Source organism: Paenibacillus monticola (assembly GCF_009664975.1).
Taxonomy (GTDB): Bacteria; Bacillota; Bacilli; order Paenibacillales; family Paenibacillaceae; genus Paenibacillus_AQ; species Paenibacillus_AQ monticola.
The window spans coordinates 1-19,962 of the sequence record NZ_WJXB01000012.1 but is presented as its reverse complement, the minus strand read 5'-3'; the positions used below and the strand labels follow the sequence as shown (position 1 = coordinate 19,962).

The 19,962-nt window shown below is 48.1% G+C and carries 20 protein-coding genes and 1 riboswitch; of the genes, 2 read left to right on the top strand and 18 right to left on the bottom strand.

Features of this window, described 5'->3' with window-relative positions; translation table 11 throughout:
• Window positions 1-56: 56 nt before the first annotated feature.
• The 9 genes from GJB61_RS24020 to GJB61_RS23980 form a co-directional block, all read right to left on the bottom strand.
• Entirely contained in the window at window positions 57-878 is an 822-nt protein-coding gene (locus GJB61_RS24020; protein ID WP_195724453.1) for a YhcN/YlaJ family sporulation lipoprotein, read from the bottom strand.
• 114 nt (window positions 879-992) lie between these two features.
• Complete coding sequence (locus GJB61_RS24015; protein WP_154121572.1) at window positions 993-1,709, bottom strand: glycosyltransferase; 717 nt, start codon at window positions 1,707-1,709, stop codon at window positions 993-995.
• Window positions 1,706-2,728 carry an NAD-dependent epimerase/dehydratase family protein gene (locus GJB61_RS24010; RefSeq protein ID WP_154121571.1) on the bottom strand — a complete coding sequence of 341 codons (1,023 nt, stop codon included), beginning with the start codon at window positions 2,726-2,728 and terminating at the stop codon, window positions 1,706-1,708. The genes GJB61_RS24015 and GJB61_RS24010 overlap by 4 nt, the downstream gene beginning before the upstream one ends.
• A complete protein-coding gene (locus tag GJB61_RS24005; protein WP_154121570.1) occupies window positions 2,725-3,564 on the bottom strand; it encodes an SDR family oxidoreductase in 840 nt (279 codons plus the stop codon). The genes GJB61_RS24010 and GJB61_RS24005 overlap by 4 nt, the downstream gene beginning before the upstream one ends.
• A complete protein-coding gene (locus GJB61_RS24000; RefSeq protein ID WP_154121569.1) occupies window positions 3,561-4,547 on the bottom strand; it encodes a polysaccharide biosynthesis protein in 987 nt (328 codons plus the stop codon). The genes GJB61_RS24005 and GJB61_RS24000 overlap by 4 nt, the downstream gene beginning before the upstream one ends.
• The gene (wecB, locus tag GJB61_RS23995; RefSeq protein ID WP_154121568.1) at window positions 4,537-5,631 is read right to left on the bottom strand and encodes a non-hydrolyzing UDP-N-acetylglucosamine 2-epimerase; all 1,095 of its coding nucleotides are present in this window, start codon (window positions 5,629-5,631) and stop codon (window positions 4,537-4,539) included. Before wecB ends, GJB61_RS24000 begins: the two co-directional genes overlap by 11 nt.
• A gap of 558 nt (window positions 5,632-6,189) precedes the next feature.
• Window positions 6,190-7,722: a glycosyltransferase family 4 protein gene (locus GJB61_RS23990; protein ID WP_154121567.1), complete on the bottom strand. Its 1,533-nt coding sequence runs from the start codon at window positions 7,720-7,722 to the stop codon at window positions 6,190-6,192.
• A gap of 384 nt (window positions 7,723-8,106) precedes the next feature.
• Window positions 8,107-9,240: a CgeB family protein gene (locus GJB61_RS23985; RefSeq protein ID WP_154121566.1), complete on the bottom strand. Its 1,134-nt coding sequence runs from the start codon at window positions 9,238-9,240 to the stop codon at window positions 8,107-8,109.
• A 31-nt stretch (window positions 9,241-9,271) separates the two neighbouring features.
• Window positions 9,272-10,369 carry a CgeB family protein gene (locus GJB61_RS23980; RefSeq protein ID WP_420819768.1) on the bottom strand — a complete coding sequence of 366 codons (1,098 nt, stop codon included), beginning with the start codon at window positions 10,367-10,369 and terminating at the stop codon, window positions 9,272-9,274.
• Window positions 10,370-10,656: 287 nt separating this feature from the next.
• On the opposite strand from GJB61_RS23980, the gene GJB61_RS23975 reads away from it, so the two are divergent.
• The gene (locus tag GJB61_RS23975; RefSeq protein ID WP_154121565.1) at window positions 10,657-11,415 is read left to right on the top strand and encodes an AAA family ATPase; all 759 of its coding nucleotides are present in this window, start codon (window positions 10,657-10,659) and stop codon (window positions 11,413-11,415) included.
• A 147-nt stretch (window positions 11,416-11,562) separates the two neighbouring features.
• Here the strand turns inward: GJB61_RS23975 and GJB61_RS23970 are convergent, their stop codons facing one another.
• The 9 genes from GJB61_RS23970 to GJB61_RS23930 form a co-directional block, all read right to left on the bottom strand.
• Window positions 11,563-11,736 carry an aspartyl-phosphate phosphatase Spo0E family protein gene (locus GJB61_RS23970; RefSeq protein WP_154121564.1) on the bottom strand — a complete coding sequence of 58 codons (174 nt, stop codon included), beginning with the start codon at window positions 11,734-11,736 and terminating at the stop codon, window positions 11,563-11,565.
• A gap of 155 nt (window positions 11,737-11,891) precedes the next feature.
• Complete coding sequence (gene wsfD / locus GJB61_RS23965; protein WP_154121563.1) at window positions 11,892-13,313, bottom strand: glycan biosynthesis hexose transferase WsfD; 1,422 nt, start codon at window positions 13,311-13,313, stop codon at window positions 11,892-11,894.
• Between the two features lie 9 nt (window positions 13,314-13,322).
• Window positions 13,323-15,221: an LTA synthase family protein gene (locus GJB61_RS23960; RefSeq protein ID WP_154121562.1), complete on the bottom strand. Its 1,899-nt coding sequence runs from the start codon at window positions 15,219-15,221 to the stop codon at window positions 13,323-13,325.
• Window positions 15,222-15,385: 164 nt separating this feature from the next.
• Complete coding sequence (locus GJB61_RS23955; RefSeq protein WP_154121561.1) at window positions 15,386-16,723, bottom strand: 5'-deoxyadenosine deaminase; 1,338 nt, start codon at window positions 16,721-16,723, stop codon at window positions 15,386-15,388.
• Between the two features lie 69 nt (window positions 16,724-16,792).
• Window positions 16,793-16,891: riboswitch (purine riboswitch) on the bottom strand.
• Window positions 16,892-17,037: 146 nt separating this feature from the next.
• Entirely contained in the window at window positions 17,038-17,586 is a 549-nt protein-coding gene (locus GJB61_RS23950; protein WP_338116080.1) for a GNAT family N-acetyltransferase, read from the bottom strand.
• 178 nt (window positions 17,587-17,764) lie between these two features.
• Window positions 17,765-18,190, bottom strand: a complete 426-nt coding sequence (locus GJB61_RS23945; RefSeq protein WP_154121560.1) for a hypothetical protein — start codon at window positions 18,188-18,190, stop codon at window positions 17,765-17,767.
• Entirely contained in the window at window positions 18,187-18,498 is a 312-nt protein-coding gene (locus GJB61_RS23940) for a hypothetical protein (protein WP_154121559.1), read from the bottom strand. The genes GJB61_RS23945 and GJB61_RS23940 overlap by 4 nt, the downstream gene beginning before the upstream one ends.
• Window positions 18,495-18,839 carry an alpha-helical endospore appendage domain-containing protein gene (locus GJB61_RS23935; protein ID WP_154121558.1) on the bottom strand — a complete coding sequence of 115 codons (345 nt, stop codon included), beginning with the start codon at window positions 18,837-18,839 and terminating at the stop codon, window positions 18,495-18,497. The genes GJB61_RS23940 and GJB61_RS23935 overlap by 4 nt, the downstream gene beginning before the upstream one ends.
• 23 nt (window positions 18,840-18,862) lie before the next feature.
• Window positions 18,863-19,156 carry a nucleoside-diphosphate sugar epimerase gene (locus GJB61_RS23930; RefSeq protein WP_154121557.1) on the bottom strand — a complete coding sequence of 98 codons (294 nt, stop codon included), beginning with the start codon at window positions 19,154-19,156 and terminating at the stop codon, window positions 18,863-18,865.
• A gap of 159 nt (window positions 19,157-19,315) precedes the next feature.
• On the opposite strand from GJB61_RS23930, the gene GJB61_RS23925 reads away from it, so the two are divergent.
• Complete coding sequence (locus GJB61_RS23925; protein ID WP_154121556.1) at window positions 19,316-19,924, top strand: GNAT family N-acetyltransferase; 609 nt, start codon at window positions 19,316-19,318, stop codon at window positions 19,922-19,924.
• Window positions 19,925-19,962: the final 38 nt, after the last annotated feature.

The window sequence follows — 19,962 nt, the reverse complement described above, 5'->3', positions numbered from 1 at the left end:
ATACAACCAATAATTCTCAGACATAATAAGCTAAATAGAATGATCTTATAGCCTGATTATTTATCACTGCGCGTTGGAAAGATTCGTTCGATCATCGTACCGAATTCTTTAGCAAAGCCTGTCAGCGGATGACCCGCGCGGGCCTCTTCCGCATAGACATTGACACGTTGTACAAAGTCCGCATTAGCTGAGACGTACACAGCATTAATCTGTGGCGCGTGTTTCTTGACCTCAGCAGCAATTTTGTCCTTCATTTCCTTGGTCACGGTATCGGCTTCAGTCGCCGTCATGTTATAACCCGGAGTGGTACTTCTGGTTCCCATACCCATTCCTGTACCCATTCCTTTGCCTATACCTCTATCGATTTCACGCTTCATCCCGCGACCATCCATAACATCTGTTGTTCCAGACCTTGTACCTGTAGTACCCATGGTTCCAGGAGTTGTACCTGTCATTGATCTGCCCGTACCGGACATCATTCCCGTAGGCCCATTACCAGTTCCATAAGTATTCGGTGTGGAATAAGAACGAGCATTATAACGTGTTGTACTCTTGGCATGAGGTCCAGTTGCTGCTTCATCGAGCGTTACGGCGACATAAGCGCTTTTGCCAAGCAGTACAACATTCGCGGAACGAACTTCCGGCATTGCCGCTATACGGTCAGCCAAGTCTCGACTCATTTCCATTTTATCCGCGGTATTCGTCCGAATCATTCCACCATCAACGGAATTTACGCCGATACGCCCGTCGTGCATCCCTTTTACACTCTTGGTCTCAACACCAGTATTCGCCGCATTGTTAGTCCCACAGCCCGTAATACTTACCATGCCGAGAAGCAATGCGGCTGAAACTGACAAGCTGATCTTTGATCGCAACATGAATTCATCCTCCATCTCTAATGTTGTTATGTGTGCAGCGTAACAATCATTAGAATGGCCTTCTTAAGATCAAGCTATCCTGAAAGGATTTGGCATAATGCTCTCGCGAATACATCAACCTCCCATGGAGGTGAGTAGACCTTTGAGCTGAAGTTTGTACCGGTTATTGGTTGCTGCTGCCTCTGCCGCCACAGCATCGGAATGCTTAATAGTTCCCATACCTTCATGTTTTCTGTAGGCGGTTAAAGACTGATTTAGAAAAACTGGCGGATAACCATTCAGCAGCGCCCGAAACCATAAATCATAATCATGCGTGTAAGGCAGTGACTCGTCAAACAAACCAATGGCTCCAAATAGTTCTTTCTTGATCATAACTGTGCAGCCATTGATGGGATTACCGTACAGAAAACTGCGCAGATACTCCAGCTGATTCGGAAAAGGATCAACGGCATTAAGCTGAATCAGCTGGGATAGCCCGTTAATATAATTGAAGTTGGTATAGGAAATTAAAAGATGGTTCTGTTCCATAAACAGGAGCTGATTATTAATTTTGTCACGATAGAGCATATCGTCTGAGCTTAACCAGACGATATAATCGCCTGAGGCGAAGGTAATGCCGTGATTTAGTGCAGAGGCAGTACCTCCGTTGCTTTTGCCTAAATAATGAATGCGGGAACGATAAGGCATTATTCGGTCAACATGAAGGGTTGATCCATCATCGACAACGATAATTTCATGAGCCTTTCTGGATTGAGAAAATACGCTTTGTAGCGCCTGTTCGATATAGGGACAATTGTAAAACGGTATAATGACTGAAACTTTCGGAGTCATATGGGCCTCCCTTCCTTGCTTGCGCGGTAATACTCCAAAATATCAGTAAGAGACTGGGTAAGTTTGATTTCCGGTTTCCAGCCTAGAGTAGTAACATCAGCTTCAGGTGTAGTTGCCGATGGCAAAGCAGCAGGTTTAACCGGATTCACCTCCTGCTGATCGCCAGAGTCCTGTCCCCAATCCATTGGAACTGTTGCCGTTGATTGTTTTAGCAGCTTTTCCGCAATTTCGCCCAGCTGTCGTTGTGTTCCAGAATCGATTCGATAAATCGTTCCGTTCTCCCCCTTGCGCAATATATAATCATAAGCTGTGATACAATCGCGAACATCAAGGAAGTCCCGTAGTGCGGAGCGGGAGGACAGCCTGAACGGAGATAACATATCGCTTGTGACTGAATCAGAGCTAGAGTCAGGGTTAGCTACGGCTTCACTGCGTACAATATGCTGAGCCAATAGTGAGCAAAAACCGGTGGAAGGGCCGGGGCCAATCAGGTTGCAAGGCTCTGCCAGCAGAACCTGTTGTTTAAACAGGGTTCCCCAAGCCAGGGATATTAGCTCCTCCAGCGTTTTGCTGAGACTATAGGGATGCGGCGGTCCTGCTGCAAGACCTGGTCTGTACTTCAGGCGGGAGCCAGCCACCAGAATTCGGCTGGCCGGCAAACTCCGCATACCCTCAAGTAAGTACAGTGTGGCTATTACATTCGTCTCCATATAAAGCAATGGATTGTTCCATGACTCCGGTACTGAATTTTTGCCTGCCAGATGAAGCACTTCCTCCGGTGCCATTTCCTTAATCATCTGGTTTACCGCCTGTCGGTCACTTAAATCACAATAATATATCTGCACGTCATCCGGAAAAGCAGCGGAGACAGCTGAAATTCCAGAGGCGGCAGAGGAAGAGAGGTTTGTTGCGCAGCGCACTACCGCTGTAACTTCGGCACCCGCAGCTGAAAAATAGTTAACAGCATGACGTCCAGTAAAACCAGCCGCCCCGGTAATCAGCAGTCTCCGCCCGCTCATGAGGACTGTCCTGAGTGCTTCATCCAGTCAGCCAGTTCTGCAAGCATTTCGGGATACGTTGGCAGCTGTATAGTAACATCCTCTCTCGTACTGACCAGTGTACGGTCTTGAATAGGCAGGTCATCAGGAATGATTGTGACATCTTCTTTATGAAAAATCGCTTGAATATGCTGTAGCAGCTCATATTTACTCACTGGCATTGGATGCGCCAGATGGATCAGACCCGACACGTTGGAATCGAGCAGGGAGTCGATAGCTTTGGCTAACTCCAGGGTAGTCACTCCGTTCCACATCACCCGCCGGTAACCGGATACTTGCCCTCTCTGCGCCAAAAACCAATCCATCAGACCAATCCCACCCGTGCGAATTTCTGGACCTATAATGGAAGTACGGATGGTCAGATGCCCTGGCTGTCTTACCTCCCCAAGACTCTTGGAAATCGCATAGACGGAAGTTCCATCAGGAATATCCTCTTCCATATAACCGCCGCGTGTTCCTTCGAACACGCAGTCGGTACTAATATGAATGAGCCGGGCATGAATATTGTCAGCCGCACGCCGCAGTCGATGAGGAAAGAAGCCATTCACATGATACGCCTCTATTTTGTCAGACTCCGCAAATTGGTTAAGCACTCCCATCGCATTGATTATGCAATGGGGGGAGACGATGTCGACCAGCTTCTCTACTCCAGCTATATCATCGGCATCTACATACAGCCCACCGAGATCTCGCTTATCCCGGGTTGTATAGAAGACGTGATGCTTGCCCTGACGGTGAAAATAATCCACCAGCATATGCCCCGCCATACCGTTTCCGCCGAGAATAAGCAGCTTCATTGCAGAAAACCTCCCCGGATGAGGATGCTCTTGATCTCTTGCTGATTCATCAGATTATTCTCCGAACTGAAGCTGTTAAAGGAAACATGAGGATAGTCGCTGTAGTGGGCTTTCAGCTCTGGCATATCCAGCGTTGGAAGAATGACCAGATACTGATCGTCGTAAACGACCGTCGTCTGGCTCTCGAAATCACTCATCAGGATTTCATGAATTTTCTCACCCGGGCGGATGCCCGCTTCAAGAATCGTTACATTCGGCTTCCCGGAAGCTTTGATCAGCACTTCAGCCAGATCAATGATCCTACAGGTCGGCATCGTCATAACGAAGATTTCTCCCCCAATACTGACCTCTGTCGCTTTGAACAACAGCGTAATCGCATCGCGCAGCGTGAAGAAGAAACGGGTCATTTTCATATCGGTAATACGCACCTGGCCCTTATCCTCGATCTGTTTCATAAATAGATGAATGACACTGCCGTTGGTTCCGAGCACATTACCGCCGCGCACCGTCACGAACTTGGTATTGGAACCGAGCAGGTTCGCATATACGAATAGCTTTTCGCCGATGGCTTTGGTCATGCCGTAGAAGTTGGACGGGTTGGCGGCTTTGTCAGTAGAAATATAGATGGCTTTCTCCACACCATTCACGATTGCCGCTTCAATAACATTCTGGGTGCCTACAACGTTTGTCTTAAGGGCCTCATAAGGCTGGTCTTCGCAGACAGGAACATGCTTCAGCGCCGCCAGATGGAAGATATAATCAACACCGCGACATGCTGCAATTAGTGCATCTTTGTCACGGATATCCCCAATAATAAAATTGAGGCGGCTATCCTCATACTCGCGGTTCATTGCTACCTGAGCGGACTCACTGCGGGAGAAGATGATAATTTCTTTCGGCTGTTGCGGCAGTAGCTGTCTAATCAGTTCATGCCCCCAGGAACCGGTGCCACCTGTGACCATAATCCGTTTATTATTGAACATGCAGGTTCCCTCCAAGCAAAAATTTGACTACCTTGATTGAGACATCCGGTGTCCGATACCCTTCCGGTGCCTCCCAATTCCGATTCAGCGCCGTCATTAACTTGACGCAGCGCAGAATGCTATCCTGCTCCACACCTGACACGACATTACTACCGCAATCCACCGTTTCCGGACGTTCAGTCGTCCTGCGAATCGTCACGGTAGGTACTCCCATCAGACAGCACTCCTCCTGAACCGTTCCACTGTCGGAAATGGCACATAAGGCCTGCTGTTCCAATTGGACAAAATCAAAAAATCCGAAGGGCTCATGAAACTCAACAAGTGGGTGCATAGGAAGGTGGGATTGCTCCGTAAGCTTGGAGCGAGTGCGGGGATGTATGCTGCAGATCAGGCGAATTCCAAAATGCTCAGCGACGGCGTTCAAACCAGACATAATTTGCTGCAGAGAATTAGGATCATCTACATTCTCTGCCCGATGTGCGGTCACGAGAAAGTATTGATTTGGCGACAGCTTCAGCCGATCCAAAATATCAGAAGCTCCGATTCTCTGTTCATAATGAGTCATCACTTCATAAATCGGGTTGCCAGTTAATACAATACGTGCACTTGGAAAACCCTCGCTGATCAGATGTCTTTTGCTTTGCTGTGTATACGGCATATTTATGGTTGAGACGGCATCTATGACACGGCGGTTTTTCTCCTCCGGCACTTTCAAATCGAAGCAGCGGTTGCCCGCTTCCATATGCACTACCGGAATACCCATCCGTTCAGCCAAGATCGCGCATAATGCACTATTCGTATCGCCTAAGAGCAGAACCCTGTCCGGCTGTTCCTGCAACAGGATGTTTTCCAAGCCGCCGAACATGGCGGCAAGCTGTCCGCCAAGACCTGCTTGCTTATCCTGCAGCACATAATCCGGGGCCCGCAGCCCCAGCTCTGCGAAGAAAATGCCGCTGAGACTAGCAGTGAAGTTCTGTCCTGTATGCACCAGCACATGGCGCTCTGCATACTTATCGAGAAGCGGAATGATCACGCTTAAGCGAATGATTTCGGGCCTTGTGCCCAAAATCGTCATGATCTTCATGAATTCACTCTCCCCTCTCTTCGTTATTTATGGGCTGGCTGTGGTGAGAAGAAACGATTTGGTCGTCCGACTTGGACAATATCAAAATATGCTGATACTAGACAAAAATTTGGCTTAAGGCAGTAATTTAGCAGCATTTAGTGCTGTTAATAGTCGAAAATTTGGTTACAAGACTGATTTAGCAGCATTTAATGCTGTTAAATCCTGCTTTTTGTCCGCTAATCGGTATAAATGTCAATATTAGAGGCATAAATGTCATTTAATAATGCTCACTAGGGTGTTTTCGATCTAATTAACAGCATATTTCTACGCTATTTGTAATGAACCTGTTTTAACTCACCAAGGGTGCGGGTGCGGGTGCGGGTGCGGGTGCGGGTGCGGGTGCGGGTAACCAGTTTGAGCATTGGATCGCTATGAGAATAGTGAGTAACTGAGTAAGAGTATTGGTGTCTATATTGATGAAGGTACACTTAAAAGTACATTGTCCGCCCACGCTCAGGACTGACTGAACTCGGACGCATCGCCAAGTTCATATTGCTTCCGCTGGACCGGCGGAGCTCAAGCCACCTTGCGGCGGCTTCGGGTGCGGCGCCCCCGGCGAACGCCGCCGCGCGCCCGTTTGCCACCGGCGGTGCCCCGCCGCCGGGCCGCAACTGCCCTGCGCCGCCTGCGGGCAGCGCGGCGCAAGGCTCCCGGGCGCTCGCCCCGGCGCGCCCGAGATTTAGCGCGGCGTAGCCTGCCGCGCCGGAGCTTACCGCGCCGCAGCCGGACGGCGCGGGGCGAACTGCCCTTGCGCGGCTGTGGTACCGCCACTGCTGCGGGTTTGCTCTCGCCCGTGGCTTCGCCAACGGGCGGCTCTGGCACTGCCACCGCTGCGAGGGGACCCGCAAGCTGCGGCAGTGCAGTGCAGTAGCGGAGGCTCCACCGCTCCGCCAGCCCAAGCAGGCGGGCCCGGTAAGCCGCCGGCCCGTAAATAAGATTGACGTACTCGCGGGCCTGAGCGCCTATGGTTGCCGCCAGTCCCGGTGCGGCCAGCAGACTATTCACCCTTTCGGCCAGCATCTCAATATTCTCCGTGGGCACAAGGTAATCGCCACAGCCTACGGTATGCAAAATTTCGTGCAGCCCACCGGAATCATAAGCAACTACAGGCTTGCCGAAGGACATGCCTTCCATGGCAGTCATGCCGAAACCTTCGCGAATGAGGCTGGGTACGACCAGCACATCCATGGCACAATAAGCAGCCGGAAGACACTCTTCATATCCAATAAACTTGAAACGGGAGGTTAGTCCTTCCAGCTTCACCTTACGCACACAGCGTTCGTAATAACTCTTGTCACCTGGTGTACCGATAACGAGAAATTTAGACTTCGGATGAACGGCTGACACAAAAACTGCCATTTTTACGAAATGCTCCAAGCCCTTTTCTTTATTGATGAAGGAAGAAATATATCCGATAAGCGGCTCCTCCGGCCGAACCTTCAGCTCCCGCCGCCGCTCACCACGCAGCTTGCTCCATGCCTCAACCATCATCTCTTGATCATTCCAGGAGGGGGGAATTTGAGTAATCTTACTCTCCCGTATATACTCTGGAAAACAGGCTGCAGCGGTTTGCGAAATAGCAAGAATCTCGTCGCTATTGCGATGAATCAAATCCACACTTATTGAGGTATACTCATTCTCCGTGATTGTCTCTGATATTTTCCATACCACTGGGATATGCAGCAGCTTTGCCGCTATTGCCGGCAGTAAATGCACACAGGTACTAGTAATAATGAATGCAGGGCGCAAAGCTGCCAGCCAATCTGTCAGTTCGTAATACTCCTTACTTTCCTGGAATTTACGCACGTCCGCCTCCAGTCCTGCATAAGGGGTGTATATTCCATAGACAAGTGGAATTGACATCAGCTGAATATTTAAGCCGAATTTGCGGGCCTGGCGTGTCAGCTTGCCTTCCTGCGGAGCCACAAGAATGCAGTTAAAATATAGGGATAGCTCCCGGCCGAAGAACAGCAGCAGCTTCTCCGCGCCAGTAATGCTGTGTGTATTGGAAACATGGGAAAAGAGGACAATTGTTGCTTTGTCGGCCATGGCGTCTTGGCGCTCCTTTACAAGGATCTGGAGCAGCCATTCACCTCCTTAAAAGTTTTACGAAGCCAACCTACTCGTGTTACTTCGCAGTAAAACTCGCTTCGAAAGCATACGCTTAGTTTTACGAAGCCAACCTACTCTGTGCTACTCCGCAGTAAAACTTGCTTCGAAAGCATACGCTTAGTTTTGCGAAGCCAGTCTACTTGTATTACTTCGCAGTAAAACTTGCTTCGAAAGCATACGCTTCGTTTTGCGAAGGCTTGGAATGAACAGGCAAGTGCCGTGAAACCTGTACTTCAGTATATTGAGTGTGTGCAGATGCGGCACGACACCTGTCCCCCGTTAAGCGCACAATTCCTTTTTTGCCCATTCTCCAGAACTGGACTAACCGTAAATAATAGAAAACATTTGATCCAGGCGTTTGATATACGTGTGATCTTTCAGGGTGCGCTCATAGGCACGCAGTACAATGGCCCGGCGTTCCTCCTCATGCGTCAGATAGTAACTGATTTTATCCATCAATTCCTTCGGACTGGCAAACGTCTCAATTTCTTCACCTAGTTTGTAGAAGGAACCCATATCATCTCTCGCATCGCACAGCTGCAGCGTACCGCTTGCCGCAATTTCAAAGGTGCGCGGGTTCGGCGAAACTGCCGGAATCATCAGACTATTGTTGTTAACAACCTCATCGATATGGGAGCGGTGCAGGTTAATGACAATTTTGGAGCCACTGTAGGTTACAGCCGTCTCTTGCGGAGACATCCACTTGCCAATCTCTATGCGTTCGCCATACAGTGGGGCCTCCGGCAAGCGATCCCACCAAATTCCGTTAATTACTGTGTTGTAGCTCATCAGCTCCGGCAGAATCTCGCGGAAGAAATCTACCCGATTCCAGTAAGCAGAACCGATAAAGCTGACATCCCGATTTATAGGTGAGCGGGTCGTGGTTGGACGGTAATGCTCCCGATGGGCGGCAAAGGGCAAATAATGCACTTCGGAACAGCCCAGCCCCTTGTAGAAATCAATACAATTGCGTTCAAGTGTAAATACATAATCGTAGTGCATAACAATTTTCATAGTGAAGTCGGTATAGTAGGGATCATCCGTCAGCCAAATTGCTGTCTTGATGCCCGCAGCTCGCAATGTTGTAATTTGTTCAAGGGGTAAATCCATACCGTCGAGAACCAGCACTAAATCTGGTCGCTGTGCCGCAGCAAGCTCCACTAAATTCTGACGCACATCCGTAATCGTGACCTGAGCCGCCAATCTCTGAATGGCAAAGAGAACAGCATCATCCAGCGGCGAATAGGGATACCCTTTTCCCGAGGCCACATACATGACGTGAATATTACGTACTGGCAGGGGTGCTTCAGGCCGCCCATCCAAAATAGCCAGCCTTCCCCGCAAATAGCCTTCATCATATCCGCCCTTAAAGCCAGTTAACCGTCCCCGCAGCTTTTCTTCTTCTGCAGGCGTTAGAGGCAGCGGGGGAGTAGGTAAAATAAATTGGTTCTCCATGCGTATTCGCTCCTTTATCTCGTATTAAATTTCATTCATGCGCAGTTATAACATTCAGCAGATGAGGTAGACGCGCGGTAAAAGTATGGTGCAGCAGCGTCGTACGCAACCCCCGTAAAGCAAACAGACGGCGCTCTTTTTCATGCTCCAGATAGTATTCGATTTTGGACTGCAGGTCCTCTGCCGAGCCAAAGGTGTCCAGATCATAGCCAGGCCGGTAATAGTTCCCTAGATCGTCACGGACATCTGTAAGCTGCATGGTACCGCAAGCACTGATCTCATAAGTGCGAGGATTAATGGAACGCGAAGGAAGATCGAACGAGTTCCGGTTATCCTGTCCCGCCCCCCACGGACGGTGAATATTGATGACTAACTTGGCCCCACTATAGTAATTTGCTGTCTCCTCCGGTGGAATAAAGCCGTTGCTGATAAAGGGTGACAATTGGTCATAGGTCGCCAGTCGCTCCCAGAATCCTCCGGCGATAAGCACTTTTTTGCTGCTAAGAAAAGGGGCTAGCTTATCGAACAGCTCCGTCCGGTTACGAAATGCATTTCCGATAAACACAATGTCGTATTTATATTGGGGTCCTGTGCGGCGTGGATAGAACATTTTGGGATTAACACACAGCGGCAGATAATGAACGGACGCCACTCCAAGTGATCGATACCAATCCACACAACCCAGTTCATGCGTGAATACGTAATCGTAATGCTTGCAAATGACTGAAGTAAACTCTGTAAAATAGGGATCATCCACAAACCAGATTGCCGTTCTAATCCCCAGCTTGCGCATTTCGGAAATCTGATCTAAATGGTTCTCCGGGAATACATGGAGCCCATTCATCACCAGTACAGCGTCCGGCAATTCCCGCGCTGCAATTTCCAGCATATCTTCCGGTGTGCTAATTACAAGCTCGCTTACTAGCTGCCGCAAAGCCTCTGCTACACCTGCATCAATCGCCTCAAACCCTTGAGGAACATACATCAGCTTGAGTGACCGACATGCCTCCACGTCCGTGGAATTCATACGTTGTATAGCTTCGCACCTACCTAGATGATATCCATCCTGATAACCGTCACGGTATTCCCGCGGACGTTTTTTTCTCTTCTTTACTCTCACGGCCTTCACCCTGCCCCGTTATATTCTCAAGACAGTATAACTATATGCGGAGTCAGCGGACGCCTCATGGACATCTGTCTGTAACCAGCCGAAATTGGCTGATGTCCCCTGTCTTACGCCCGGCTTGCCCGAACCTTTCTAGAATCTATCCACTGAAGTCTAGCGGATTAATATTCTGGAAGTAGGAGATAACTCTTTCAAGAAGTTTACAAATTCTGCTATTATTAAAAAAGAACCGACTTCACCGTCCTTTGATGGACGGTATCCATTTCTTCGAAAAGTATGAGGAGGAAGCAATGAATAACAGCATGCTGTACCTGCGCCATGCAGAACTACTTCGTGATAAGGTTCCTTCGTTTCACGATTATCCGTTTAATTTGCCTGTGGTTCGTACTCTGGAGCGGCTTGTTTTTGAGCAGCAGGTTACCTTTCTTGTAGGAGAGAATGGCACGGGGAAGTCCACCTTACTTGAAGGAGTCGCTGCCGCCTGGGGGTTCAACCCTGAGGGTGGAACCCTTAATTTCTCCTTTAATACGAAATCCTCGCATTCGGGGTTATATGAGTTTTTCAGAATTGCCAGAGGAGTTAAACGTCCGAGGGATGGCTTCTTTCTGCGTGCGGAGAGCTATTACAATGTAGCCTCATATATTGATCAATTGGACGCAGAGCCCAATGATGATTCACCTCGTATTAAAGATTCCTATGGCGGCAAATCACTGCACGAGCAGTCGCATGGAGAATCTTTTTTCGCTACGTTCTTACACCGCTTTGGCGGCCGTGGCCTCTACATTCTCGATGAACCCGAGGCTGCCTTATCCCCTCTGCGGCAAATGTCGTTACTCGTACGCATGCATGAGCTCGTGCAGCAGCATTCGCAGTTTATCATTGCGACCCATTCACCCATTCTAATGTCCTACCCCGGTGCAGAGATCTTCTTAGTGGAGGGAGAGAGCATACGCTCCGTTGCTTTGGAGGAAACCGAGCATTATACCGTGACCAAAGCGTTCATGAACAACCGGGAGAGTATGCTGCACGAGTTACTGGGAGAAGAGTGACAGGATTTCTATTCCTATGACCCTAAAAGTCAGAAAAACAGCCAGTCCCCTGTGACTGGAGACTGGCTGTTTCACATTTCCATTCTATTGGCCTCGTTCGTTCCCTTAACTCGCCATACTAGATTAACCTATGTACAACGTCCTTCTCTAAAACAGTTGGCTATCCTTGTCTGTGCTGACATCAATATACTCATTTATGAGAGCATCTAGTTTTATAGATTGGCGAAGCACTCTTGAATCACTCATTCCAAATTCCAATGCCAATCTATTGAGCTCCCGCCGGGCCTGCTCAATTTTATCCCGATGATCATCAGTACTCATAACGGTCTCCTTATAGAATGAGACTCTTTTAAAGTCATTTTCTATTTATTTACTAAAGTTCCAAACAACATTGTATTCTATTATTGGAGAGTGGTCAATTGATAAAACTACCCGAAAGGATATAAGAATTAAGGATATTGTGAAACCTATCATTCTTAGGATCTGCGCTTCCCAATTCCAACCAATTGTTGTACAATCCAACCAAATATAACCACAGCCATCATATCAAAGCATACATTAAACAAGAATAAATGCTTGCCGATATCGGCTCGACCGTCACCAAGGATCGGTACCAGGAAGGAGAATAGCCCGATTAGTCCGAGCAGCATCAGCAGCTCACCTGCAATCCGTCCGCGAAGCTCTTTGCTGCGGAAATACTGGAATAGCGCCCCGGCAAAATACACCAAGTAGAAAATGACTAAAAAGCCGAGTGTATGCGGAATATGATTATTTTTAAACTGGCTCCATGCACTGTACGTATAGGATAATGTTCCTTCCGGTTTGTGCTCCCCCAACTCATAGTTGCCTAGATAATAAGGACGAATGGACATGCTATTGCTTGCCGCATATTTCATATTATCGATTAAGCGACTCGGATGCTTCAAATAGAAGAACAACACGTCCTTATGTGAAACCCGTTCATAGAAATCCGGCTCTAGTGAAGGATCATTTTGCTTGATTACTGTATCACTCTGAAAATAATTCGTTCCCGCCAGAACCTCCAGCCGCTCCGGCAGCCCCAGATCCTGCAGATCTCCCCGCACATCCGGTGATTCGTTCAGAATACCAAAGAATACCGTCTGATAAAGGTTAATATGTTTCAGCTCTTTAGGCGCGGTCACATACATAATAATAGACACCAGACATACGGCTACCGCGAACCGTAGCGCCAGCTTTCTCCAATTCCCCACACCCTTAAGCGTCGCAAACCGCAGGAAGATCAGAGCAAAAGCAATGCCGATCGGCGCATTCTGAATTTTGGAGCAAATGAGAAAGAGCACCGCTATGAAAAACAACGTCAACCCTTTGGTTGTCGGCTTCTCCTGTCCTGTAAGTCTCAAGCCCAGTGCAAATGTCAGCAGCATAAATACCATAGACACGGGTTCTCCGAATAGGGAGTTGAAATAGGCCAAATAGCCGATATCATAAAAGACAAATAATAGAACTGCACCCAACAGCAGACCTGTGATATAGGAGCCTCGGGCATTATACTTAACGAGCAGCCAGGTAGCCGCCAGCAGCAGCAGCGCATAGACGGTTCCCAGCAAACGGATATCAAAATAGCTGCCATGGAATAACCCGCCAATCCATCTTGGCACCAGCACTAGCAGAATTTGTGAGGAAGGATAGAATCCCTTGAATAAGTTCTCATAGGAAAAACGGGAATGGCTGAAGCTGAAAAAACGGTCAGCATACGTCTCAGCCGCATCGTAATAATTCAGTCCGATCGTGTTCATCATACGCAGGAAATCTCCGTTATCGGCGACACCGATAAAAGGCCGGAAGAACAGCAGATAAATAATGAGCCCACAGCCGACGAGGACTATGAGATTTTGCGGTTTAATCAGTCTTTTCATGCTCTCCCCTTACCGCTGCGGAAGCAGCTTCACATATTCGTCGGACAACTTCATTAGCTTCAATATATAATCGTAATCACTTTTATACTTACTGAAATCGGCTACTGGCGCCAGTGTAGTTAGCGAGACCGCCTCACCATCCTGGAACTCTTTGCCGGGCACGAACATAATATCATCGTTGAAAAAAGTACCCGTCGGCGAATAATAGCGCATGCCCACTACATTTCGATCAATATTAAGCAGGTCGTGTCCAAACGCCGTAAAACCTTCCTCTTGTAAGGATACACCTAACAGGTTCGCAATTGTAGGGAGAACATCCAGTTGTCCACCCGTTCTGTTCACTACCTTCCCTTCCACCATTCCCGGCACATGAACGATCAGCGGAATATTAAAGCGGCTAATCCGTGCATCATATTGGATACCAAGCGCTTTCTCCACCTGCTCTGGCGGAACATCCTTGGGCTGCAGGCCAAAATGATCACCGTACATGACCAGCACTGTATTGTCCCACAGGCCGTTTTTCTTCAGTCCATCGATTAACGTACCGATCGCATAGTCCGTGTAATTAATAGCTGTCAGATAGTCGCCCAGCATGGTATCTTTCAAATCATCGGGCATCGTAATTTTTTTGAAGGAATCTGGAATTTTAAAAGGATGATGACTGGATGCTGTGACCATCTGTGCATAGAAAGGGTTCCCCTTCTTCTGCTGCTCCGCGAGTTTCTCCACACCTGTAATATACAGCTGCTCGTCGGAAGCACCAAAAGCATTAAAATGATCATTTTCATAATAATCCTTGTCATAATAACCGTTGAAACCAAGTGCTGGATATAATTCATTCCGATTCCAGAAGCTCACCTTATTCACATGAAAGGTATATGCTTCATAACCTTTATCCTGCAGCAGCCGTGGCAGACTAGGAAGCGTTCTGTCTCCGAACCCCGATGACATAGCCAGCGTCGCGATCGGATAAATCGATGTATTGCTCATAAATTCAGCGTCAGACGTATTGCCGGGACCAATCTGCTGGAACACATGCGGGAAATAAAAACCCTCCCCGGCAAGCTTATTCAGCACGGGAGTCAGCTCCTGACCATCGAGCGATTGGTGCAACGGAAAGTTCTGAAAGGCTTCCATTTGGATTACAATTACATTTTTCCCCTTTTGCGAACCAAAATAATCCGGGGATGTGCCTGTTGGTTTAGCACTATACGAATACGTGGCTTCAAGTTCGTTAACCTTCGCTATCGTTTCCTTAATATCCCCTGTGCCTATCAAACCTTTGTCTTCATTGGCTCTAATCGCCGCCACTACCTCATAGTTCAGAAATCCACTGCTTTCCGCTTGTACTAGCTCGTTCGTAATCCCTTTGGAAGCATGGATCGTGTAAACCGAGAGCAAGGAACCCCCAATAATAGCGACCAGAATAACAATTAGATGGGCCCTCCGTGCTCGCGGCGAGAGATATCGCTCACGTGAAACGGCCGGTCCTCGCTTCCATCTGCGTACAGCAAGCACAATGATAAGAGCTACGAAATCAACGAAGAAGAGATAATCAATTCTTTGAATCGTCGATTTCACACTCTCTTTCACCTGAAACACCTGGTCAAGCTCTGTTAAAGCCTGATAAGTCGGCACTGAGCCAAAGTGATTATAGTAGACACTAGCCGCAAACAGTAAAAGCGACAGCACACCATTAAAGATCCAGTAGACAGCCGTTTTGATCCGGGCAGGCGTAATGACAGCCAAGATCCCCATCAACAGGAGCACTGGCGCGATCTCCGCTCCAATCCATTCCCAGGCGATCATATCAAAGAACAGGAATCTCAGCAGCAGCAGCTTTAAACACAGAAGTCCCAATACAATATAGAAAGCGGCTCTTACAGGCCCATATTTTTTCTTGTTCATATTTCCACCTCTTAAAATATCAGATTTTCCTAGTATAACAATACTTGACTGCTTTATCAAAAATAACCCTATTCACACATGCATATTTATCATTAATATTGCATATTCAACAAACAAAAAAATCCTCAGCGTATTATCGCTAGGATTTCATTTCGTGCCAGCAATTACTTCAGGGGAGTGTGCAGCAGCAGTCTCTTTATAGAACGATTGGCCTCATGCAGTACAATCTCCTTATCCACTGTCTTCATAAGGCCTTTATCCATCACAATTACACCGTCGATAATCGTCGTCTCTACATCTGCTCGCGTAGCTGAATATACAATGCGGGAGATGGGATCTACATCATAGGATGGAAAAGTGTGAAAGTTATACAGATTCAATATGGCCAGGTCGGCTTTTTTGCCTACTTCAATACTGCCAATCTTGTCTTCCATCCCTACCGCTCTCGCCCCGCCAATGGTCGCCATCCGGAATACACTGCGGGCATCCATCGTGGTCGGACCGTGTTGCGGCTTCTGAATAATCGCTGCCAGCCTCATCTCGTTGAACATATCCAGATTGTTGTTGCAGGGTGCTCCATCCGCTCCGAGGCTTAAATTGATGTGCTCGTGCAGCATACCCGGTGTATCCGCAATCCCGGAAGCCAGCTTCAGATTGGAGCCGGGACAATGGCTGACATGTACACCCCGATCCCGCAATATCCGTCGTTCCTCATCATCCAGCCACACGCAATGCGCCAGGATCAGAGAATCATTTGCCAGACCCAAATGATCCAGATAGACAATATTGCGCATGCCAGTCATCGCCTGCACAATCTCGATTTCCCCCAAATTCTCGGAAGCGTGGGTATGCACTTTCACCCCATAATGCGCCGACAGATCACGCACCTCCATTAGCAGCTGTTCTGTGCAGGAAATGACAAAACGCGGTGAGAACGCGTACTGAATCCGGCCTTCTCCATACCCGTTCCATTTCTCCAGCAGATCTACGCTCTCTTGTAGAGACGAATTTGTATCCTCTTGCAGAGCTGCGGGAACATCTCCCCCCTTCTGATCCATCATCACCTTGCCGGATAAGGCCCGGATGCCGCTTTTGGCAATAGCCTGAAAAGCAAAATCCGTATGATGCACCGTCTCCATATCAACAATCGTTGTCGTCCCGCTGGAGATCAGCTCTCCTATGCCAAGCATGGCTGAATAATAAAGCGACTCTTCATCATGCGCTGCTTCAAGTGGCCAGATCCGGTTGCGCAGCCAATCCATCAGCTCCAGATCATCCCCCTTGCCACGGAAAAGCGTCTGACATAAATGAATATGGGTCTGTACAAACCCGGGGATGACAGTGCGATTGGTGGCATCGATGATTGCTTCATCACTCCGAGGGATCAGACCCGTACCGATCTCTACAATAAGACTATCCTTGATTCTTATGTCTCCGTGCAGAATTTCCTCCTGTTTGTTCATCGTAACGATCTCCGCATTCTTGATCAGTATGTTCCCCATAGCCTTACTCCCCCTTAGTCGTTGCTCAGTTTACATACAGCTGCAAGTAACACAAAAAGGCCACAAAAATATGCCAGAGCATATTTTCGTAGCCAGAAATTTACGGTTTCCGGTAGAGACCCTTAAACCAATTATTAAGGATATACGAAAAAAAGGATTATTCAATTCCATCTGAATAACCTAATCATAAATTAAAGACAGCTTTATTGTCAACCTAAGTTAGTTAAAATGACACAAAAACAATAAAAGTGCAAAAAATTCATTTTTGATATGATTAAAACTTTATATAGGTAATATAATATGACATCATTCTATTATCCCACTTCGTTTGAGGCTGGTTCTTGTCCATTCGCTATATTCAATACCTTCTCGAACACTGGGAAACTAGCTGCACGGTCCGGGAAATTCACTTCTCCTCTGCGGTCGTAGCCCAAACGGGAATACAGCCCTAGCGCTCTGGCATTCTTATTATATGTATCGAGACGAATGCTTTTATACCCGTTATGCTCTGCATAATTCTCAGCAAAAATAATCAGCCTCCGGGCAATTCCCTTTCCCTGAACCTGGGGATCAACAGCCAAGCGGTGCATGATTAGATGGGGCCCTTCATTTTGCACCCATTGGATACTCTTATACTCTTCTGCCTGATTCTCATCGAGCACAATAATGCCAGCAACGGCGTTATTATCTTCACAGACAAATAAAGTGCCACGTTCAATATCCAAAGAGATAATCTCTTTGCTTGGATAGAGTGCATCCCATTGATCACTTCCACCGTCCTGCATGACTTGTACACATCTGGCAATCAGGTCCATAATCTCTGCAATCTCTTCCTTATGTGCATTCCGAATCTCATTGCCCACTCTTAATCCCCACTTTCATATCGACATTTGAACCCCGCAAGATTCTGTAATGAAGTCTATCATATGGGGAAGAAATTCGAAACTGAGATATTCGTGGTGTTGGGGAACCCGGGAAGAAAAAGTGCTTCTCTGGGCTTGCCGTACCTGGGTTCCCTCTCTCTTTACCTTCTGGTCCGCCTCACTTCAATTCCAGCTTATTCCCGTCCTCGAAACCCTTGGCGAAACCGGCGTCGAACCCCACGTTGTAGGCTTCGGTGTAGCCCTGCTGATAGGCGTCTCCCGGTGGCGTTTCCGGAGGGACGCCAAGATCCGGGGGGAGTGGAATAACCTGTGGTGCCTGTTGCGCCTCAACAACGGGTATGATCTGGATCGGTGGCTGGATCACTTGTACGCTCCGGATGACCCGGCGGCGAATTCTTCTTTTCTTGCGCGGCAGCAGAGTTTTCTTGCTCTTTCCATAACGGACGACTTTATGGATAAGCCGTCTGCGCGTTTTACGGACAACACCTTTACGGACAAGGCCTCTACGGACTTTAGCCCTCCGCGACAGTAGCAATGTGCGTCTGCGGGTTGTTTTGCCCGAACGCAGTCCTATTTTCTTCATTTTTCTACTCCTCCTGTACTCCGTGTGCTCTGGAGCTTCCTCTGACGCATGTTATGGTTCAGCCATGGTGCAGCAGGAATTCCTTGTTTCGGCCGATGCAGTGAAATACCGGACATCATCCGGCACATGGCGCTCTGATATTGACTTAGGATTCTAATATTGTCACTTAGCTTGCGAGCCGTCAGCTCGGATTGCCCCGTAAGCTCGGCGATGCTCTCCAATATAGCTGCCAAAGCGGCCTGACTGCGGGCTATGGAGCGGATCATCTCCAGCTTAACTGCATGTTCCGTTAGCTTATTGCCGCTCATTTACTGTCATCTCCAAAGCCGAATCCATCACCCGAGCCGCCACCAAAGCCTTCTCCGCCACCGTCATCCTCACCGCTGCCCAGCACTGCTTTTAAATTACTATACAGCCCGTTCTCCAGCTTAGTCAGACCCTCCACCAGCTCCACGATCACTTCGTGAATGGAGAGAGATTCCTTCAGTTGCTCTTCATGGGAATCGAACGCTCTAGCGTGGATATGATGCTGTGTCCACTGCTTCACCTTTTCCGCTTCCACCGCCTTGGCTTCCAGAATCATCGCGATGTTCCACTGGATGGTTGCGGTCGACTCCAGCATTTGCAGATAAGCCTTTTCTCTGCTCATCTTCCGCCTCCTGCTCTTTAGCGTTACTCTTCTTCCTGTCCGTTCAATTCCTTAATGACTCTTCCTACCCCTTCAGCCATCGCCTCTTCCAGATCAGCAAGCGCGTTCAAGTAGGCAATAATATTCTTGTTTACTTGACTTGAGCTTTCGACCAACCCGCTGAAATCACCAAAATCAGGGTCCGCATCTGGCAGATCGTGGACAATTTGCGACATACGGACGGCCACGTGGCGTTCAGCGTCGAGAATCCGTGCCATCTGTTCGTGCGTATGGGCCATGTGCTGCAGGACCTTGGTTATTTTACTCTGCACCTTCATGTCTCCTTTGCTCAAACGCCCTGAATACAGCATATGCGACAGAAGCCCTGACGGTGCTAGGGGAAGTCGGTAAGTTCTGGATTGCCGAAAACCTCCAATAGGTTTAAAATATGGAAGGCATTATAATAGGATTTCTTCACACAGAAATGGAGGAAATGTATGAAGTTACAGAGCCGTCGCCTCGATTTATCGCCGTTAACTGCAACCGAGCTTTCGCTAGCTGTTAATGATTATGAAGAGCTGCAGCGCCAACTAGGCCTTAGATGTATAAGCACACCTTTAGACGAAGAGATGTTATATGCAATGAGAGTAAGACATACCAAAGTACTGCAGGATCAGGAGAACTACATGTGGTTGACCAATTGGGCAATTATTCATCAAGAAGATCAATGTATCATAGGCTTCATCATCCTGAAGGGAGGTCCAAATGAGTTGGGTGAGGTCATCGTTGGGTACGTGGTAGATGAAGAATATCGAAGAAAGGGATATGCTACAGAGGCACTACAAACCCTCATACAATGGATATTCAGCCATCCCGGAGCACAATCTATAATTGCCGATACCGAGAAGGATAATATGGCTTCACATCAAGTTCTGAAGCATTTGGGTGCACAGCAGTATCGGGAAACTGAGGATCTTTTCTGGTGGCGTATCGCAAAAAAAAACGCCACCCTTAAGGCGAGGCCACTGAAAAAGTCCTTCAGGATCTCAAATAGACATTCTCCTCATTTTTTTGAGGAGAATGTCTATCTTTTTCGGTATACTTAAAGTATCAAATCAAAGGCTGGTGGTCTCCATGCTCCCTG

Excerpts from the sequence above, each read along its gene's own strand:
- GJB61_RS24000 (WP_154121569.1), bottom strand. The coding sequence starts at position 4,547 with ATGTTCAATAATAAACGGATTATGGTCACAGGTGGCACCGGTTCCTGG.
- GJB61_RS23975 (WP_154121565.1), top strand. The coding sequence starts at position 10,657 with ATGAATAACAGCATGCTGTACCTGCGCCATGCAGAACTACTTCGTGAT.
- wsfD (WP_154121563.1), bottom strand. The coding sequence starts at position 13,313 with ATGAAAAGACTGATTAAACCGCAAAATCTCATAGTCCTCGTCGGCTGT.
- GJB61_RS24010 (WP_154121571.1), bottom strand. The coding sequence starts at position 2,728 with ATGAGCGGGCGGAGACTGCTGATTACCGGGGCGGCTGGTTTTACTGGA.
- wecB (WP_154121568.1), bottom strand. The coding sequence starts at position 5,631 with ATGAAGATCATGACGATTTTGGGCACAAGGCCCGAAATCATTCGCTTA.
- GJB61_RS23960 (WP_154121562.1), bottom strand. The coding sequence starts at position 15,221 with ATGAACAAGAAAAAATATGGGCCTGTAAGAGCCGCTTTCTATATTGTA.
- GJB61_RS23970 (WP_154121564.1), bottom strand. The coding sequence starts at position 11,736 with ATGAGTACTGATGATCATCGGGATAAAATTGAGCAGGCCCGGCGGGAG.
- GJB61_RS23940 (WP_154121559.1), bottom strand. The coding sequence starts at position 18,498 with ATGAGCGGCAATAAGCTAACGGAACATGCAGTTAAGCTGGAGATGATC.
- GJB61_RS23925 (WP_154121556.1), top strand. The coding sequence starts at position 19,316 with ATGAAGTTACAGAGCCGTCGCCTCGATTTATCGCCGTTAACTGCAACC.
- GJB61_RS23945 (WP_154121560.1), bottom strand. The coding sequence starts at position 18,190 with ATGAAGAAAATAGGACTGCGTTCGGGCAAAACAACCCGCAGACGCACA.
- GJB61_RS23935 (WP_154121558.1), bottom strand. The coding sequence starts at position 18,839 with ATGAGCAGAGAAAAGGCTTATCTGCAAATGCTGGAGTCGACCGCAACC.
- GJB61_RS23955 (WP_154121561.1), bottom strand. The coding sequence starts at position 16,723 with ATGGGGAACATACTGATCAAGAATGCGGAGATCGTTACGATGAACAAA.
- GJB61_RS23985 (WP_154121566.1), bottom strand. The coding sequence starts at position 9,240 with ATGGAGAACCAATTTATTTTACCTACTCCCCCGCTGCCTCTAACGCCT.
- GJB61_RS23930 (WP_154121557.1), bottom strand. The coding sequence starts at position 19,156 with ATGAAGGTGCAGAGTAAAATAACCAAGGTCCTGCAGCACATGGCCCAT.
- GJB61_RS24015 (WP_154121572.1), bottom strand. The coding sequence starts at position 1,709 with ATGACTCCGAAAGTTTCAGTCATTATACCGTTTTACAATTGTCCCTAT.
- GJB61_RS23990 (WP_154121567.1), bottom strand. The coding sequence starts at position 7,722 with ATGGCCGACAAAGCAACAATTGTCCTCTTTTCCCATGTTTCCAATACA.
- GJB61_RS24005 (WP_154121570.1), bottom strand. The coding sequence starts at position 3,564 with ATGAAGCTGCTTATTCTCGGCGGAAACGGTATGGCGGGGCATATGCTG.
- GJB61_RS24020 (WP_195724453.1), bottom strand. The coding sequence starts at position 878 with ATGTTGCGATCAAAGATCAGCTTGTCAGTTTCAGCCGCATTGCTTCTC.